Origin of the sequence: Pseudoduganella aquatica (assembly GCF_020865585.1) — a bacterium.
Lineage (GTDB): Bacteria > Pseudomonadota > Gammaproteobacteria > Burkholderiales > Burkholderiaceae_D > Rugamonas > Rugamonas aquatica_A.
The window spans coordinates 836,543-853,611 of record NZ_CP086370.1 but is presented as its reverse complement, the minus strand read 5'-3'; the positions used below and the strand labels follow the sequence as shown (position 1 = coordinate 853,611).

The following is a 17,069-nucleotide window of genomic DNA, read 5'->3' as shown; positions in this document are numbered from 1 at the left end:
CAACCCGTCCTACGCTGCGAGGGCGAGGCCGCCGGCGAGGTCGTAGGCCTGGGCGTAGCCGAGGCGGCGCAGGCATTGCGCGGCGCGCGTGCTGCGGTTGCCGCTGCGGCAGAAGAACACCAGCGGCACCGGCGCGGCCATCCACTCCGGAATCTGCCCGGCCAGCTGGCCCAGCGGCACGCTGACCACCTTGCCGCCTTGCGGCGCCTGCACGCCGACCAGGTGCTCATGGCTCTCGCGCACGTCCACCAGCAGGGCGTCGGGATGGGCGCGCAGCAGGCCTTGCAGCGCGGCGGCGTCCAGGTGCAGTTCGCCTTGCGAGCCGCCGCTTTCCGGCGCGGACGCGTGCAGGCTGCTGCAGAAGGGCTGCTGCGCGTCGCTGGCGGCGCACAACAGGGTGTCGCCGTGCACCAGGCCGTCCAGCTGCCGCGGCGCCAGCGTGCCGATAAAGGCGTGGCGCGCGGCGGATTGCGGCAAGGCGCCGGCGTCCGGCCGGCCCAGCAGATACACGGCCTGCTGCGCGCCGTCCGCGTCCACCAGCACGCGGCGCAGCGCCTGGCCGCCAAGGGCCAGCAGCCCGTCTGCGGCCGGCCAGCCGAAAGTGTCGCCGGCGCCGTAGGCCACGTTCAGCGCGCGCCCCGGCGCGGCCAGGTCCATGCCGGGCGCGGTGCCCAGCACGGCCAGCACCGTGCAGCCCTGGCCGCGCACCTGGGCCGCGATGCGGTCCATGAATTCCGGCTGCGGGTCGATCACCACGCAGCTGCGGCTGGCCGCGTCGTGCACCAGCCAGCTGCACGCGCCGCCGCTGCCCAGCTGCTGCACGCCGTCCTGCACGGGCAGGCTGCCGTCCGGGGCGATCAGGCCGCTGGCGCGCAGCGCGGCGCCGCAGCGTTCTATGCGTTCGCAGGCGCGCGCGATGGCCGCCTCGTCGGCCAGCGGGCCGAAGGACAGGCGGATGGCGCTGGCGGCGCGCCAGTCCGGCACGCCCATCGCCTGCAGCACATAGCTGGGCGCGGCCTTGGCGGCGGAGCAGGCGCTGCCCGAGCTGACGCGCACGCCGGCCGCGTCGAACACGTCCATCAGCTCCTTGCTGGACAGGCCGGGCACGGAGAAGTTGAGCGTGGTCGGCAGCGAGTGCTCGAAGGCGGCGTTGAACACCACGCCCGGCAGCGCGCGCCGCAGGCTGGCGGCCAGCCGCTCGCGGAAGGTGCACAGCGCGTCGTGCGAGCGGAACACGCCGCCCTGCTCCAGCGCCGCCAGCACCGCGTCCAGCGCGGCCACGCCGGCCATGTTCTCGGTGCCCGAGCGCTGCGCAGCCTCCTGGCCGCCGCCCACGATCAGCGGCGTGAACGGCGCGCCCTCGCGCACGTACAGCATGCCTATGCCCTTGGGCGCATACAGCTTGTGGCCGGAGAACGGCGCGTAGTCGATGCGGCTGCGCGCCAGCGACAGGCGGAACTTGCCCAGCGCCTGCACGCAGTCCACCATCCAGTAGGCCGGGCTGGCGCACTCGTCGAGCAGCACTTCGATGCCGGCGATATCGGACAGCACGCCGGTTTCATTGTTGGCCGCCATGGTGCACAGCATGGCCGTGTGCGGCAGCAGCGCGCGCAGCGCCTGCAGGTCGTGGCGGCCGTCGCTGTCGACCTGCAGCTTGCGCAGTTCCAGGTCCAGGCCCAGCAATCGGTTCCAGTGCGCCAGCGCTTCCGGCACCGCCTTGTGCTCGGTGGCGCCGTACACCAGCAACGTGCCGATGGCCTCGCCCGCCTGGCGGCGCTCGCGCAGCGCGCACAGCGCGGACAGCACGGCGGTCTGGATGCCTTCGGTGGCGCCGCTGTTGAACATCAGCCGGCCCTGCCCCACGCCCAGCAGGCGCACCGCGCGCCGGCGCGCGCCGTCCAGCAGCGCCTTGGCCTGCAGGCCGGTGCTGTGGCTGCTGCTGGGGTTGCCGTAACAGTCCTCCATGGCGCGCACGGCGGCGGCGATGGCGGCGGGCAGGACGGGGCTGGTGGCGTTGCCGTCGAGGTAGATTTCGGGTGTCATGATGTAAGCGTGGGCAAAATTGCTGATACTCAACAGCTTACGCACCGGCGCCGAATCATATATTCCAAAATCGCACTCCCCAGGCGCATAATATGGGATAAACATCCTATTTTTCGCCAAATACCAGAATGAACCAGCTAGACCGTTATGATTACGCCATCCTGGGCGCGCTGCAGCTGGACGGCACGCTGTCCATCGCCGACCTGGCCGGCAAGGTCGGGCTGTCCAGCACGCCGTGCTGGAAGCGCCTCAAGCGGCTGGAGGAGGAAGGCTATATCGACAAGCGCGTGGCCATCGTCAACCGCCGCAAGGCCGGGCTGGGCGTGACGGTCTTCGTCAGCGTGCGCACCAGCCAGCACGACGAGAAATGGCTGGCGCACTTCGCCGCCGCCGTGCAGGCGCTGCCGGAGGTGCTGGAATTCCACCGCATGAGCGGCGACATCGACTACCTGCTCAAGGTGGTCACCACCGACATCGAGGGCTACGACCGCTTTTACAAAAAACTGATCAAGGCCGTGCAGTTGACAGGGGTATCATCCGCTTTCTCCATGGAACAGATAAAATTCACTACTGAACTACCTCTGCACCTCGTCTCGCACGGACTTCCGACATGAAATCTCTCAGCACGCTTTGGGCCGCCTTTTTGCCGGCCGCCAGCCACACCAGTTTCCGCGAGCGGGCGCGCGCCTGCAGCGGCGCCATCCTGGCCCTGCTGGTCACCGGCCTGCTGAGCCGCTACCTGCTGCCGCACGAACCCTCCCACATCTTCCTGGTCGGCCCCATGGGCGCCTCGGCCGTGCTGCTGTTCTGCCTGCCGGCCAGCCCGCTGGCCCAGCCATGGTCCGTGGTGGGCGGCAACGTGCTGTCCGGTCTGGTGGGCGCTGCCTGCGTGCGCTGGCTGGGCGACTCGGTGCCGATCGCCGCGCTGGCCGTGGCGCTGGCCATCGGCGCCATGTTCGTGCTGCGCTGCCTGCATCCGCCCGGCGGCGCGGTGGCGCTGACGGTGGTGATGGGCGGCCCGGCGCTGCACGCGGCCGGCTTTGAATTCCCTCTGGTGCCGGTGCTGCTCAATTCCCTGCTGATGGTGGCGGTGGCCGTGGCCTACAACAACCTCACCGGCCGCCGCTATCCGCACCTGCAGCAGCCGCCGCACGTCAACCCGCACGCCACGCAGGATCCGGTGCCCACGCTGCGGCTGGGCTTCAAGCCGGAAGACCTGGACGCGGTGCTCAAGCAATACAACCAGGTGCTGGACGTGAGCCGCGACGACCTGGAAGAGATCTTCCTGAAAACCGAGATGCGCGCCTACCAGCGCCGCTTCGGCGTGATCGCCTGCGGCGACATCATGTCCAAAGACGTGGCGACGGCCGAATTCGGCACGCCGCTGGACGAAGCATGGAGCGCCATGCGCGCGCACAAGGTGGCCGCACTGCCGGTGCTGAACCGCGCGCGGCGCGTGATCGGCATGGTGACGCAGGGCGACTTCCTCAGCCACAGCGGCCTGGACGACTACCACACGGTGCGCCAGAAGCTGCGCCGCTTCCTGCGCCGCAGCGGCGTAACGCACACCGAGAAGGCCGAAGTGGTGGGCCAGATCATGATTTCCAAACCCGTATTCGCCACCCTGGCCACGCCCATCATCGACCTGGTGCCGCTGATGGCGGACGCCGGCTACCACCACATTCCCGTGGTGGACGAAGAACAGCGCTTCGCCGGCATCGTCACCCAGTCCGACCTGGTGGCGGCGCTGTACGAGTCGCGCCTGGTGGAAACGGCCTCGTAGGCGTCGGTTCTTATATACTGTATTCCCAACGCATCGCCAAGGACCCAGCATGGAAGTTACGCAAATCGATCTGGAAAATATCGGACGCTTTCGTTCATTGCGGATAACCTTGGCCACGCACGCAAAAAGCGGCTCTAACGTCACTGTCTTCATCGGCAATAATGGCGCCGGTAAAACCTCCATCCTGAAAGCGTTGGCAACGTCTTTAAGCTGGTTTGTTGCACGTCTGCGCAGCGAAAATGCCCCAGGCAATCCGATACCCGAAGAGGCCATTCTTAATGGCACGCCGTCAGCGGCCATTTCGCTGACGGTGCGCGACAAGCACGAATTCCACTGGACAATCAGCAAGACGCGCAAGGGCAGAGTGGCGGCTGAACACAGCTCCCAACTACAAGGCGCCACTTCGCTTGCTGATGAATACCGTCGCCGGCTGACCGAAAACGCGGCCAGCAACCTGCCGCTGATCGCATACTACCCAGTGGAGCGCAGCGTATTAACGGCCTCTCTCAAAACGCGGGAAAAGTATTCCTTCCAACAATTGGATGGCTACGATAAATCGCTCAGCAAAGGCGTTGATTTTCAGCGCTTCTTCGATTGGTTCCGTGAGCGGGAGGACATAGAACATGAAAAGCGCCACCCAGGCACCGCATTGAAGGCAATGGATAGCGATCCTGAGAAATTCGCTCAGCTGCTGGACTGGACGCAGAACGGCGCGAAAAGAGTCGATCACATCAAACAGTTCGACTGGGAAGCGTTGAACGACGAAGTGAAAAAAATACGGGAAGTCTGGGGCTTCCTGCAGCGCGTCGAAGCCTCGGCCAAAGACTCCCAGCTCCAGGCCGTGCGTGCGGCAATTCAAAATTTCATGCCTGGCTTTAGTGATCTGCGTGTGCAGCGGGAACCGCAACCGCACATGACCGTCCAGAAAAATGGCGAAACCCTGGACATCGCCCAACTTTCTCAAGGCGAAAAATCTCTGATGGCTCTCGTCGGCGATATCGCACGACGACTCGCGATGATGAATCCGGGACTGGAAAATCCGCTCAGCGGGCAAGGCATCGTACTCATCGACGAAGTCGATTTGCATTTGCATCCGCAGTGGGCGCGTACCATCATCGAGCGGCTAACCACGACTTTTCCAGGCTGTCAGTTCGTACTCTGCACGCACTCGCCTTTGGTCATCAGCGATAGCCAGGGCGTGCTGGTTTATTCGCTCGAAAATGGCGAATTGATCCGCTTGCCATCGCAATATGGGCAAGACGCCAATACCGTGCTATTGGAAGCGATGGATACCGGCATCCGAAATGCGGATGTGGCCAGGCGCCTCAACGATTTGCTGGACCTGATCCAGAGCCGCAAACTGGAACAGGCCCACACCATGCTAGCCAAGCTGGAAGAAGAACTGCCGGCGAACCATCTTGAATTGAGCAAGGCCAAGCTCCTGTTGCACAAGGAGGCGCTGCGTCTTGCGAAAAATTGACAAGCGCCCGGAACCAGAGAGCCTTCGCCAATTCAAGCGCCGCCGCCCCCACAGCAAATATACCGACCTCAGCGATGTAGAGCGGCAGGACATACGCAAGTCATGCGCAGAGAAGCAATTTTATCTCTGTGCCTATTGCTGCGCATCCATCACCGGCAATAGCACCGACACGAGGAACGAGCATGTCGAAGCGCGGGATCTGGCACCCAAGCGCAGCTTGGACTTCAGCAATATCGTCGCCAGTTGCACAACGCCACGGCAATGCGATGCCGCGCACAAGGCGCAGCCACTGCCGTTGACTCCCCTTATGCCCCAATGCGAAACTGATTTGCAGTTCAAGCTCAGCGGCAGAGTAGCGGGATTGACTGATGCCGCTCGGGAAACCATCCGCGTTCTCAATCTCGGCGACTCGGAAGCCAACAATAAAGCTCTCATTGAAAGACGCAAGCAACTCATCGACAGCTTGATCTGGCGGGACTATGGCGGAGCGCCTCAGGAACTAATGGCGGAGGAAGACGAGACGCTGGCAATGCTTATCGATGATCTGGTCAGACCTCAAAATGGCCGGCTTGAGGCGTACTCACCTGTACTGGTCAATATATTGCGGGCGCTCGTCAAGCCGCAGGACTAAGCAAATTCAAAACCAACTTTTTATAAACAGGACTCACATGAAACACCGCATCGCCCTGGCCGCCATGGCCGCCGCCCTGACGCTGGCCTTCGCCCCCGTCCACGCCGCCCCGGCCGCCGAACAAGTCCCCGCCGCCAGCGCGCCCGCCGCCAAGCAGCAGTTCAACACCCTGGCGGACGACTACTACAACGCGCTGGCGCGCTACGAGCCGGTGAACGCCACGCAGAACGGCGACAACCGCTTCGACGACCAGCTCGGCATAAGCATCGCGCCCGCCGTGCGCGCCAAGCAGTTCGCGCTGTACCGCGCCTACCAGAAGCGCCTGCGCGCCATCGCCCGCGCGCAGCTGGACCGCCGCGACCGCATCCACTACGACGTGCTGGCCTACGAACTGAAAACCGCGCTGTCCTTCGAGCCCTTCCCGGAACACCTGCTGCCGCTGAACCAGATGGACAGCATGCCGGTCACGCTGGCCAACTTCGCCGGCGGCGACGCTTCGCAGCCGATTGGCACCGTCAAGGAATACGAGGCTTACCTGAGCCGCCTGTCGCAGCTGCCGGCATGGATAGACCAGGCCATTGCGAATATGCGCGAGGGCATGGCCAAGCACGTGGTGCTGCCGAAGGCGCTGGTGGAATCCGCGCTGCCGCAGTTCAAGAAGCTGCCAAGCGCCACGCCGGAAGCGAGCATCTACTACACCGCCATCAACAAGCTGCCGGCCACCTTCACGGACGCGGACAAGCAGCGCCTGGCGGCCGCCTACAAGGACGCGATCACCAAGCTGAATCCGGCGCTGGAACGCCTGGCGCAGTTCGTCGAGCAGGACTACCTGCCGGCGGCGCGCAGCAGCTCCGGCTGGAGCGCCCTGCCGCAGGGCAAGGCCTGGTACCAGGCGGCGGTGGCCTCGTCCACCACCACCACGATGAAGCCGGAGCAGATCCACGCCATCGGCCTGAGGGAAGTGGCGCGCATCCAGCAGCAGTTCGCCGTGCTCGGTCCCAAGCTGGGCTACAACGGCCCGGCGGCGGGCTTGCCGGTGTGGGTGTCCGAGCAACCTAAGTTCTATCCTTTCAAGACGGAGGACGAGGTGCAGGCCGTGTACCGCAAGCTGAACGACGTGCTGGACACCAAGCTGCCCGCCATGTTCACGCTGGTGCCCAAGGCCAAGCTGGACCTGCGCCTCGAGCCTGAGCTGAGCCGCGCCACCGCGGCCGACCACTACACCGCGCCGGCCGGCGACGGTTCGCGCCCGGGCGTGTTCTGGTCGGTGGTGAACGACCCGGCCAAGTACGGCAGCACCGGCATGAACACGCTGTTCCTGCACGAAGGCAAACCGGGCCACCACTTCCATATCGCGCTGACGCAGGAGCTGGACCAGCCGCTGTTCCGCAAATACGGCGGCAACAACGCCTTCACCGAAGGCTGGGCGCTGTATGCGGAAACGCTGGGCAAGGAGATGGGCTTGTTCGACGATCCGGCGCAGTACTTCGGCCACCTGAACGACGAGCTGCTGCGCGCAACCCGCCTGGTGGTGGACACCGGCTTGCACGCGAAAGGCTGGACCCGCGAGCAGACCATCAAGTACATGCGCGACACGCTGGGCTACGACGCCGTGGCCAAGAGCGAGACCGAACGCTACATGGCGTGGCCGGGCCAGGCGCTGGGCTACAAGATCGGTTCGCTGAAGATCGTGGAACTGCGCCAGCGCGCGCAGCAGGCGCTGGGCGATAAATTCAGCCTGCCGAAGTTCCACGAGATCGTGCTGGGCGACGGCACCGTGCCACTGAGCCTGCTGGAGACCAAGGTGGACCGCTGGATCGCAGAGAGTAAATAAGCCGCAGTAATGGCGGGTTACGCAGCGCGCTGCTAACCCGCCCTACGGTACACAGATGCACCGGTACACAAATACGCCGACGCGCGTAGGGCGGGTTAGCGCGGCGCAGCCGTGCGTAACCCGCCTGGCATGCAGCCAAATATCGATTGTTCGTGGCGGCGGGCGGTCAGGAATCCGATAGCAGGGCGAACAGCTCGCGGTAGCGGAAGGCTTGCGTCATGTGGCGCAGGCGCCGCGCCAGGTCGGGGCAGTCGCCCTCGATCGCGGCCAGGGCGCCGGCCAGGCGCTGCTGGTCCAGCTCCACCGCGCCTTCTTTCAGCGCGCGCTTCACTTCGGCGGGCAGGCCCGCCAGCTCGTCCTTGCGCACCGGCTCGAAGCCGCCGCCGCCGCTGCTGCCGCTGCAGGCGGCGCGCTGGAAGCGCAGGCCGAGCAGGCGCTCGATGTCGCGGTACAGCTCCGCCGTGTCCAGCGGCTTGCGCAGGAAGGCGTCCGCGCCGGCCTCCAGCGCCACTTCGCACTGCTCCTCGAAGGCGCTGGCGGTGCACATGATGATGCGCACCTGGCCGCCGTCCGGCTGGCTGCGGATGCGCCGTATCGTCGCCAGGCCGTCCAGCTCCGGCATGCGCCAGTCCATCAGCACCAGGTGCGGCGCGAAGCTGGCCACGCGCGCCAGCGCTTCCACGCCGTTGCCGGCGAAGGCCACCACAAACCCCAGCGGTTCGAGCAGCTCGCCCAGCAGCAGCTGGGATTCGCGGTCGTCGTCCGCCACCAGCACGCGCTTGCCGCGCTCGTGCAGCGGCAGGCCCAGCACCTCGCCCGCCGCCGACGGCAGGGCGCGCGGCGCTTCGGCCAGCGGCAGCGTGAGCGCAAAGCGGAACACCGAGCCGCGCCCCACTTCCGATTCCACCTGCAGCACGCCGCCCAGCAGTTCCACGTACTGGCGCGAGATCGCCAGGCCCAGGCCGGTGCCGCTTTCGCTGGCCGGCCCGCCAACCTGCACAAAGGGATCGAAGATGCGCTGCAGGTCGCCCGGCGCCATGCCGATGCCGGTGTCGCTGATGACGAAGCTGATGCGCGCCACGCCGTCCTCCTGCCCGCGCAGCAGCTGTCCGCTGGCCTGCACCAGCACCCGCCCCTGCTGCGTGAACTTGAGCGCGTTGCCGACCAGGTTGATGAGCACCTGGCGCAGCTTGACCGCGTCCACTTTCACCGCCGCCGGCAAGCGCTCCATGGCCAGCTCCAGCTCCAGGCCTTCGTTCTGGGCGCGGATGCGCAGCATCTCGGCCACTTCCTCCAGCAGCCGCACCAGGTCGGCGTCGACCGCTTCCACATGGGTGCCGCCGGCCTCGATCTTGGACAGGGCCAGCACGTCGTTGATCAGGGTGAGCAAGTGGTGGCCGGAGCGGTGGATGATTTCCAGGTTGCGCTGCTGGTCCGGCAGCAAGGTGCCGGAGCGCGACATGAGCTGGGAAAAGCCGATCACCGCGTTGAGCGGCGTGCGCAGTTCGTGGCTCATCTTGGCCAGGAATTCGGACTTCACCTGGCTGGCCGTTTCGGCCGCGTTGCGCGCCGCGATCAGGCTGGCCTCGGCCGCCTTCTGCTGCGAGATGTCGCGCAGGATGCCGATGATGCGCGGCCGCCCCGCCACCTCCACTTCGCTGATCGCCACGTGCATGGGGAAGGCGCTGCCGTCGCGCCGCTGGCCTTCCAGGTCCATGCTGCGCACCACCGGCCGGCCCTGGCCGCCGGCCCTGCCGGCATGCGGTATCAGCTTGCCGATGGGCCGGCCCAGGATCTCCGCTTCGCTGTAGCCGAACATATTCTCGGCGGCGCGGTTGAAGCTCAGGATGATGCCGTGGTCGTCCACCGAGACGATGCCGTCGGCCGCGTTGTCGACGATGGCGCGCAGGCTGGCGTTGCGCTCGTCCACCAGCTCCAGCAGGTGGTCGCGGTGGCGCCGCATTTCTTCCTCGGCCTGTTTGCGCTCGGTGATGTCGTAATGGGTGCCGGTCATGCGCACCGCCTGGCCCTGGGCGTTGCGCATGACCTGGCCGTCCGACTTCATGTGGCGGATGCTGCCGTCCGGATGGATCACGCGGAACTCGATGTCGAAGGGCTGGTCGCCCGCCAGCGCGCGTTGGCGGGCGCGCTCGCACAGCGCGCGGTCGTCCGGGTGGGTGGTGAGCAGCCAGGTCTGGTGCGCGTCGCCCAGCTCGCCCGGCGCCACGCCGCACAGCGTGTACATGCGCTCGTCCCACACCAGTTCATTGGTGGCCAGGTTCCAGTCCCAGATGCCGAGCCGCGCGGCGCGCGTGGCCAGCGCCAGCTGGTCCACCAGGTGGGCGCGGTCTTCCTCCACGCGGCGGCGCTGGTCGATGTCCTCGATCAGCACGTCGCACACCGGCGCATCGTCGGTGCCGGCGCGCACAAAGGTGGAACGCACCCAGCGCGCCACGCCGTCGCAGCAGCGGATGCGGTGCTCGTACTGGCTGATGGCGCCGCTGTCCAGCGCGGCGGCGGCGCGCGCCGCCACCAGGGCGCGCTCCGGTTCGGCCACGATGGTGAGCCACAGCAGGGGGTCGTCCTCGAAGGCCTGCGGCGGATAGCCGGTGACCGCTTCGCAGCCGGAGCCGTGGCCGTAGGAGCGCAGCTGCTTGCCGTCGCGGCGCAGCGAGAACAGCTGGTGCGTGACGGCGCCCAGCAGGCGGCGGTAGCGCTCGCGCGAATCGGACAGTTCCTCGGCGCTGCGGCGCAGCGCTTCGGTGCGCTCGGCCACCAGCGATTCCAGGTGCGCGCTTTGCAGCTCGAGCGCCATGCGCTGGCGGTACAGCTCGCAGAACACGCGCACCTTGGACACCAGGATGTGCGGCTCGAGCGGCTTGATCAGATAATCGACCGCGCCTAGTTCGTAGCCCTTGAACTGGGCCGCGCGGTCCTTCATGCCGGCGGTGACGAAGATCACCGGCAGGGTGCTGGTGCGCGGATTGGCGCGCATCAGCTCCGCCGTTTCAAAGCCGTCCATGCCGGGCATCTGCACGTCCAGCAGCACCGCCGCGTAGTCGGCGCGCAGCACGGCGCGCAGCGCCTCGGGGCCGGAGTTGGCGCGCACCAGTTCCACATTGGACTGCTCGGCCAGTTCGCCCAGCAGGCCTTCGAGCGCCAGCAGGTTGGCCGGCTGGTCGTCCACCAGCAGCAGCCGCAGCGGCTGGCCGGCCGGGCTGGCGCGCCGCGCCGCCATCACGTTCTCCACCTGGCTGGCGTAGCGCTCGAATTCGGCGATGGCCAGGCGCTGGCGGTACAGCGCGGCAAACACGTTCACCTTGGCGTGCAGCACCACGGTTTCAATCGGCTTGACCAGGTAGTCCACCGCGCCGCTCTCGTAGCCGCGCAAGGAGAACTCGCTGCCGCCCTGCAGCGCGGTGACAAAGATGATGGGCACGTTGCGCGTTTTCGGATTGGCGCGCATCAGCGTGGCCGCTTCGTAGCCGTCCATGCCGGGCATCTGCACGTCCATCAGCACCAGGCCGAAATCGCGCCGCAGCAGCTGGCGCAAGGCTTCCTCGCCGCTGTTGGCGGTCGCCAGCTCCAGCCCTTCCACGCCCTCGAGCAGGGCGGACAGGGCCAGCAGGTTGTCGTCGTTGTCGTCGACCAGCAGCACCGGCATGGTTGCCGGCAGCGCGGCCATGCTGCGGCGGTTCATGCGGCCTCCATGCCGGCCAGGCGCTGCAGCAGCAGCGGCAGCCGGTCCAGCGTGGCGATGGCGTTCGGCGTGCCGGGCGCCAGGCGCGCCAGCGCGGCGCGCGGCATCAGATCCATCACGGCGTCGGCCGGCTCCTGCACGATGGTATAGCCGCCCGCCGCCGCAATGCGCGCCAGGCCCGCAGCGCCGTCCGCGCCGGCGCCGGTCAGCACAGCGCCCACCAGCGCGGCGCCGTAGCAGGCGGCGGCCGATTCGAACAGCACGTCCACCGAAGGGCGCGCAAAGCTCACCGGCGCGTCGGCCGACAGCGCCAGCCTGCCGTCGCGCTCGACCAGCAGGTGGTAGCCGGCAGGGGCCAGGTAGGCCGTGCCGGGCTGCGGCAATTCGCCCTCGTCGGCCTCCTTCACGCGCAGCGGCGCGGTGAAGTCGAGCAGGCGCGCCAGGCCGTCGCCCGATCCGGGCGAAATATGGATGACCACCAGCAGCGGCAAGGGGAAATCCGGCGGCAGCGCGGGCAGCACACGCTGCAGCGCGTCCACGCCGCCCATGGAAACGCCCAGCACGACGGCGCGGAAGCGCGGGCGCCGCGTTGCGCTTGCCCCCTGGCCCATGGCCGGGCTCATGCTTGCGCTCCCACGGCGTACTGCTTGCGGTAGATGCGGGTGGGCGCGGCCACTTCGCGGTAGCGCGGCGCAATGCCGCGCTGTTCCAGCGTTTCCTTGGTCCCCAGGCACAGGAAGCCGCCCGGCGTGAGGCAGCCGTCGAACAGTGACAGCAGGCGCTCCTTGAGGGCGGGCTTGAAGTAGATCATCACATTGCGGCACAGGATCAGTTGCATCTCGCTGAAGTCGGCGTCGGTGGCCAGGTTGTGCGCGGCGAACACCACGTTGCGCAGCAGCCCGGGATCGAACAGCGCCCGGCCGTAGCGCGCCACGTAGTAGTCGGAAAAGGCGGCGCAGCCGCCGGCCAGCTGGTAGTTCCTGGTGTAGCGCTGCATGTCGCGCAGTTCGAACATGCCCTGGCGCGCGCGCTCCAGCACCGACTCGTTCAAGTCGGTGGCGTAGATGCGGCATTGCTGGTCCATGCCGGCCTCGCGCAGCAGGATGGCCAGCGACGTCACTTCCTCGCCGCCGGCGCAGCCGGCCACCCAGATCCGAGCGTGCGGGTAGGTGCGCAGGTGGGGCAGCACTTCCTCGCGCAGCGCCTTGAAGAACGCCGGGTCGCGGAACATGTCCGACACGTTGACGGTGACGTCCTCCACCAGCGCGCGGCACAGCAGGGCGTCGCGCAGCAGCGCCGAGGTGGCCGCGCCGAAGCTGTCGAAGCCGGACTTGGCCAGCCACGCCACCAGGCGGCGCGTGAGCGAGGCGCTGGCGTAGCCGCTGAAGTCGTAGCCGTGCGCCTGCTTGACGGCGCTCACCAGCAGGCCGATTTCCAGCTCCACGATGTCCTGCTCGTTCACGCCACCTCCCCGGCCTGGTACAGCCACACCCGCATCAGCGAGAACAGCTTGTCCAGGTCCACCGGCTTGGCCAGGTAGTCGCTGGCGCCGGCGTCCAGGCATTGCTTCTGGTCGCCCAGCATGGCCTTGGCGGTGAGCGCGATGATGGGCAGGCGCGCCCAGCGCGGCTCGCGGCGGATGCGGCGCATGGCTTCAAAGCCGTCCATCTCCGGCATCATGATATCCATCAGCACGATGTCGATGTCCGGGTGCGCCTGCAGCTGCGCCAGCGCTTCGGCGCCGTTGCCCGCCTCCACGATGTGCATGCCCTTTTCGGCCAGCACCGAGGACAGCGAGAAGATGTTGCGGATGTCGTCGTCCACCAGCAGCACCTTGCGCTGCTCGAACATGGCTTCCTTGTCGAGCGCGCGCCGTATCATTTTCTGCTGGTCCTGCGGCAGCGAGCTTTCCACCAGGTGCAGGAACAGGCTCACTTCGCCCACCAGCCGCTCGGGGCTCTTGGCGCCCTTGACGATGATGCTGTCGGCATAGCGGCGCAGGCGCGCCTCGTCCACTTCGTTCAGGCTGCGGCCGGAATGCACGATGACCGGCATCTGCGGCGCGCAGGCGCTGTCGCGCAGGCGGTCGAGCAGCTCGAAGCCGGACATGTCGGACAGGCCCAGGTCCAGCACCATGCAGTCGTAGCGGCCTTGCGCCAGCAGGGCCAGGGCGGCGCTGCCGGAGCGCGCGATCGCGATGTCCAGGCCTTCGGTTTCCAGCAGCGCGGCCAGGCTCATGGCCTCGGCCTCGTCGTCCTCCACCACCAGCAGGCGCTTGTCGGTGCGGGCGATGGCGGCGCCGATGGAGTCGAGCACTTCGTCCAGCTGCTGGGCGCTGACCGGCTTGGTGATAAAGCCGATGGCGCCCAGGCCCATGGCTTTCTGGCGGTCTTCCAGGCAGGTGATGAAGTGCACCGGGATGTGGCGCGTGGCCGGGTTGTCCTTGATGCTGCGCATGACGCCCCAGCCGTCGATATGGGGCAGCATCACGTCCAGCAGGATGGCGTTGGGGCGGTAGCGCTCGGCCAGCGCCAGGCCGTCCTCGCCGTCGCAGGCGACGATGGCCTGGAAGCCGTGCTCGCGCACCGTGTCGCGCAGGATGCGGGCGAAGGACAGGTCGTCCTCGACGATGAGGATGCAGCGGTATTCGGGCAGCACCAGCTCGCGGTCGTCCTCCATCGCCATGGCCGGCGGGCGCGCGGCTGCGCCGGGGTCGGTGCTGCTCATGGCGGCGCGCTCGTAGCGGGCGGCCGCGCTCAGCGGCGCGATGGCCAGTGCGGCAGGGGATGGGGCAAACTGCGCGGCGGGCGGCACGGCGAATCCCGCGCTGGCGGGGGCGGCTGCGGGCGCCGCTGCGGCTGGCGGCGCGGCAAGCACGTCGCCGGCGTCCAGCGGCAGATACAAGGTGAAGATGCTGCCCGCGCCCGGCGCGCTGCTGACGGTGATCTCGCCGCCCATGCGGCGCGCCAGCTGGCGCGAAATCGACAGACCCAGGCCGGTGCCGCCGAATTTGCGGCTGGTGGAGCCGTCGGCCTGCTGGAAGGCGTGGAAGATGCGCTCCTGCTGCTCGGCGGCCACGCCCACGCCGGTGTCGCTGACGGCGAAGGCCAGGGCCTCCCCGGTCCGGCCCTGGCCGCCCGCCTCGGCAGCCTGGCAGACGCGCACGTCCAAGCCCACCCTGCCCTGCGCGGTGAATTTGACGGCGTTGGCCAGCAGGTTTTTCAGGATCTGCAGCAGGCGCTGGCCGTCGGTGCGCAGCTGCGCGGGCGTGCCGGCGCCCAGCGCGATGTTCAAGGCCAGCCCCTGGTGCTCGGCCAGCGGCTGGAACAGCGCCTGCAGCTGGCTGGCCATGTCGGCCAGCGCCACGTCCTCCAGCTCCAGCGTCACGTGCCCGGCCTCGATCTTGGACAGGTCCAGAATGTCGTTGATCAGGTTGAGCAGGTCCTTGCCGGCGCCGTTGATGGTGGCCGCGTACTCCACCTGCTTGCCGCTCAGTTTGCCTTCCTTGTTCTGCTGCAGCAGGCTGGACAGGATCAGCATGCTGTTCAGCGGCGTGCGCAGCTCGTGCGACATATTCGCCAGGAACTCGGATTTATAGGCGCTGATGCGCTCGAGCTCGTCGGCCTTGCGGCGCAGCTCGCGGCTGGCCTGCTCGCTTTCCGCGCTTTTCTGCCGTATCACTTCGCGCTGCTGCTCCAGCAGCTGGGCGCGTTCCTCCAGCTCCTCGTTGGACTGCTGCAGCTCCTCCTGCTGCACCAGCAATTCCTCGGTCTGCACCTGGGTCTGCTCGAGCAAGTTGGCCACGCGGCGGCGCGCATGCTCCACGCCGACCGCCACCGCCACCGCCTCGGCCGCCTGGCGCAGCCACGCCAGGCGCTGCGCGTCGAACTCGCCGAAGGTGCCGATCTCCACCAGCCCCACCAGCTCGCCGTTGTGCATCAGCGGCACCGCCGCCACGGCGGCCGGTCCGGCCTGGCCCAGCGCCGACGCCACGTCCAGGTAGCCCGGCGGCACCGGCGACAGCACTTCGATGGCGCCGCTGCGCGCCGCGCTGCCGGCCCAGCCCTCGCCCGCCGCGAACTGGCGGCGCGGCGCCGTGCCGGTGGTGTAAGCGTGGCTGGCGGCCAGCACCAGTTCCTGCCGCGCGGCGTCGTGCAAATACAGCGCGCCCACCGCGCCGCCCACGTGGCGTGTCAGGAAGCTGACCACGGCCTGCGTCAGCTCCGGCAGCGCGCGCTCGCCGCGCAGTTCGATATTCAGGGCGTTGATGCCGCTCTTGGCCCAGTCCTGCTGGCGTTCCTCGTCGCGGTGCAGGCGCAGCGTGCGCGCCATGCGGGCAAAGCCCCGCCCCAGGCTTTGCTGGGCGGCGCTCATGGCGGCGATGGCGCCCACCAGCGCACCGATCTCGTCGCGCCGCGCCGTCAGCCCGCCCATCTCCAGCGCGGGCGGCTCGTGCACTTCGCGGCTCAGGTCGCCGGCCGCGATGGCCTCCACCAGTTCGGCGCGCTCGGCGCTGTCCTCGCTCAGCGTGCGCAAGGTGTGCAGCACGCCCTGGATCTGCCCGGTCAGCGCCAGGAAGATGCCCACCGCAAGGTAGGCGAACAGCGCGCAGGCCAGCGCGCTGAGCACCACGATCCAGGCCAGGCCGGTGCGCGCCTTGTCGATGCGCCGCTCGATATGGTCGCGCAGGGCGGGCGCCAGCACTTCGCTGCCGCCGGCGTAGATCTGGTCGATCAGATTGGTGAACTGCTCGATGTACTGCTCCGAGCTGGTGCCGAAGCGGCTGTCGATAATGTCGTCCTGCGCCATGCCCAGGGCGATGCGCATGCCTGCGTCCACATTCTGGTCCAGGCTGCCCAGCACGCCGCGCAGCGCGGGATTGTAGTTAATGACTTTTTCAAGATTGGCGGTTTGCAAATCGCGCGCGATGCGGGTGTGGCCCAGCAGGCTGGCCATCTGCAGCCGCTCGGCCTCGGTCACCACCTTGCGCGCCAGGATGGCGGCGCCGAAAGCGCGGGTCTGGCCCAGCCGCTCGGTGAAAAAGGGCAGCTTGACGATCACATCCATCAAATAATAGCTGGCGATGTCCGGGTCCAGCGTCAGGGCGCTGGCGTCGGCCACGTCGGACGCCAGGGTCAGCATCTTGGCGATCAGCTGCTCGTGGCGCAGGGTGTTGGTCTGCTGCGGCCATTCCAGGCCGAACTGGCGCAGCGCGCGCCAGTCGCCGCTGACCTCGCGCCAGCGCGCCGCCGCCAGCACCTCGGGCGGCAGGGCTTCGGCCAGGCGCAGGAAGGCGGCGTCCACTTCGGCCGCCTTGGCCTGCTGCCGCTGGGCGAGCAATTTGTTGCCGCCGAGGAAACCAGCCGCCAGCCCGCGGTCGTGCTGCACCAGCTGGATGGTGCGGTTCAGGCGCACCAGCGCTTCCAGGCCGAGCAGCTCCTCGCGCGACGGTTCTATCACCCGGTCCAGCGCCTGGTAGAGATTCACCTGGAGCAGCACCACGGCGCCCAGCGCGAGCAAACCCAGCAGCAGGAACTTATGCGCGTAGCGCAACCTGCCCATCAAATTGATGGCGGGATAAAACAGGGCTTTCATCGC

10 protein-coding genes are annotated in these 17,069 nt (G+C 67.7%); 5 read left to right on the top strand and 5 right to left on the bottom strand.

What is annotated here, in order from left to right:
• Window positions 1-9: 9 nt before the first annotated feature.
• Window positions 10-2,043: an aminotransferase class V-fold PLP-dependent enzyme gene (locus tag KT882_RS03785; RefSeq protein ID WP_228894477.1), complete on the bottom strand. Its 2,034-nt coding sequence runs from the start codon at window positions 2,041-2,043 to the stop codon at window positions 10-12.
• A gap of 128 nt (window positions 2,044-2,171) precedes the next feature.
• Between KT882_RS03785 and KT882_RS03780 the strand changes: the two genes are divergently transcribed.
• The 5 genes from KT882_RS03780 to KT882_RS03760 are packed head-to-tail and all read left to right on the top strand — an operon-like array spanning window position 2,172 to window position 7,771.
• A complete protein-coding gene (locus KT882_RS03780; protein WP_228894476.1) occupies window positions 2,172-2,657 on the top strand; it encodes an Lrp/AsnC family transcriptional regulator in 486 nt (161 codons plus the stop codon).
• On the top strand, window positions 2,654-3,826 hold the full coding sequence (locus KT882_RS03775) for an HPP family protein (RefSeq protein WP_228894473.1): 1,173 nt from the start codon (window positions 2,654-2,656) through the stop codon (window positions 3,824-3,826). The genes KT882_RS03780 and KT882_RS03775 overlap by 4 nt, the downstream gene beginning before the upstream one ends.
• 49 nt (window positions 3,827-3,875) lie before the next feature.
• Complete coding sequence (locus tag KT882_RS03770; protein ID WP_228894472.1) at window positions 3,876-5,306, top strand: AAA family ATPase; 1,431 nt, start codon at window positions 3,876-3,878, stop codon at window positions 5,304-5,306.
• Window positions 5,293-5,937: an HNH endonuclease family protein gene (locus KT882_RS03765; protein WP_228894471.1), complete on the top strand. Its 645-nt coding sequence runs from the start codon at window positions 5,293-5,295 to the stop codon at window positions 5,935-5,937. The genes KT882_RS03770 and KT882_RS03765 overlap by 14 nt, the downstream gene beginning before the upstream one ends.
• Window positions 5,938-5,974: 37 nt before the next feature.
• Window positions 5,975-7,771, top strand: coding sequence for a DUF885 domain-containing protein (locus KT882_RS03760; protein WP_228894469.1), 1,797 nt, complete (start codon window positions 5,975-5,977; stop codon window positions 7,769-7,771).
• A 166-nt stretch (window positions 7,772-7,937) separates the two neighbouring features.
• Here KT882_RS03760 and KT882_RS03755 read toward each other — a convergent pair whose 3' ends face one another.
• Genes KT882_RS03755 through KT882_RS03740 form a run of 4 tightly spaced genes read right to left on the bottom strand, consistent with a single transcriptional unit; the run spans window position 7,938 to window position 17,066 of the window.
• A complete protein-coding gene (locus KT882_RS03755; RefSeq protein WP_161071482.1) occupies window positions 7,938-11,471 on the bottom strand; it encodes a response regulator in 3,534 nt (1,177 codons plus the stop codon).
• A complete protein-coding gene (locus tag KT882_RS03750) occupies window positions 11,468-12,094 on the bottom strand; it encodes a chemotaxis protein CheB (protein ID WP_223149311.1) in 627 nt (208 codons plus the stop codon). The genes KT882_RS03755 and KT882_RS03750 overlap by 4 nt, the downstream gene beginning before the upstream one ends.
• Complete coding sequence (locus KT882_RS03745) at window positions 12,091-12,933, bottom strand: CheR family methyltransferase (protein WP_228894467.1); 843 nt, start codon at window positions 12,931-12,933, stop codon at window positions 12,091-12,093. Before KT882_RS03745 ends, KT882_RS03750 begins: the two co-directional genes overlap by 4 nt.
• Entirely contained in the window at window positions 12,930-17,066 is a 4,137-nt protein-coding gene (locus KT882_RS03740) for a response regulator (RefSeq protein WP_228894465.1), read from the bottom strand. The genes KT882_RS03745 and KT882_RS03740 overlap by 4 nt, the downstream gene beginning before the upstream one ends.
• Window positions 17,067-17,069: the final 3 nt, after the last annotated feature.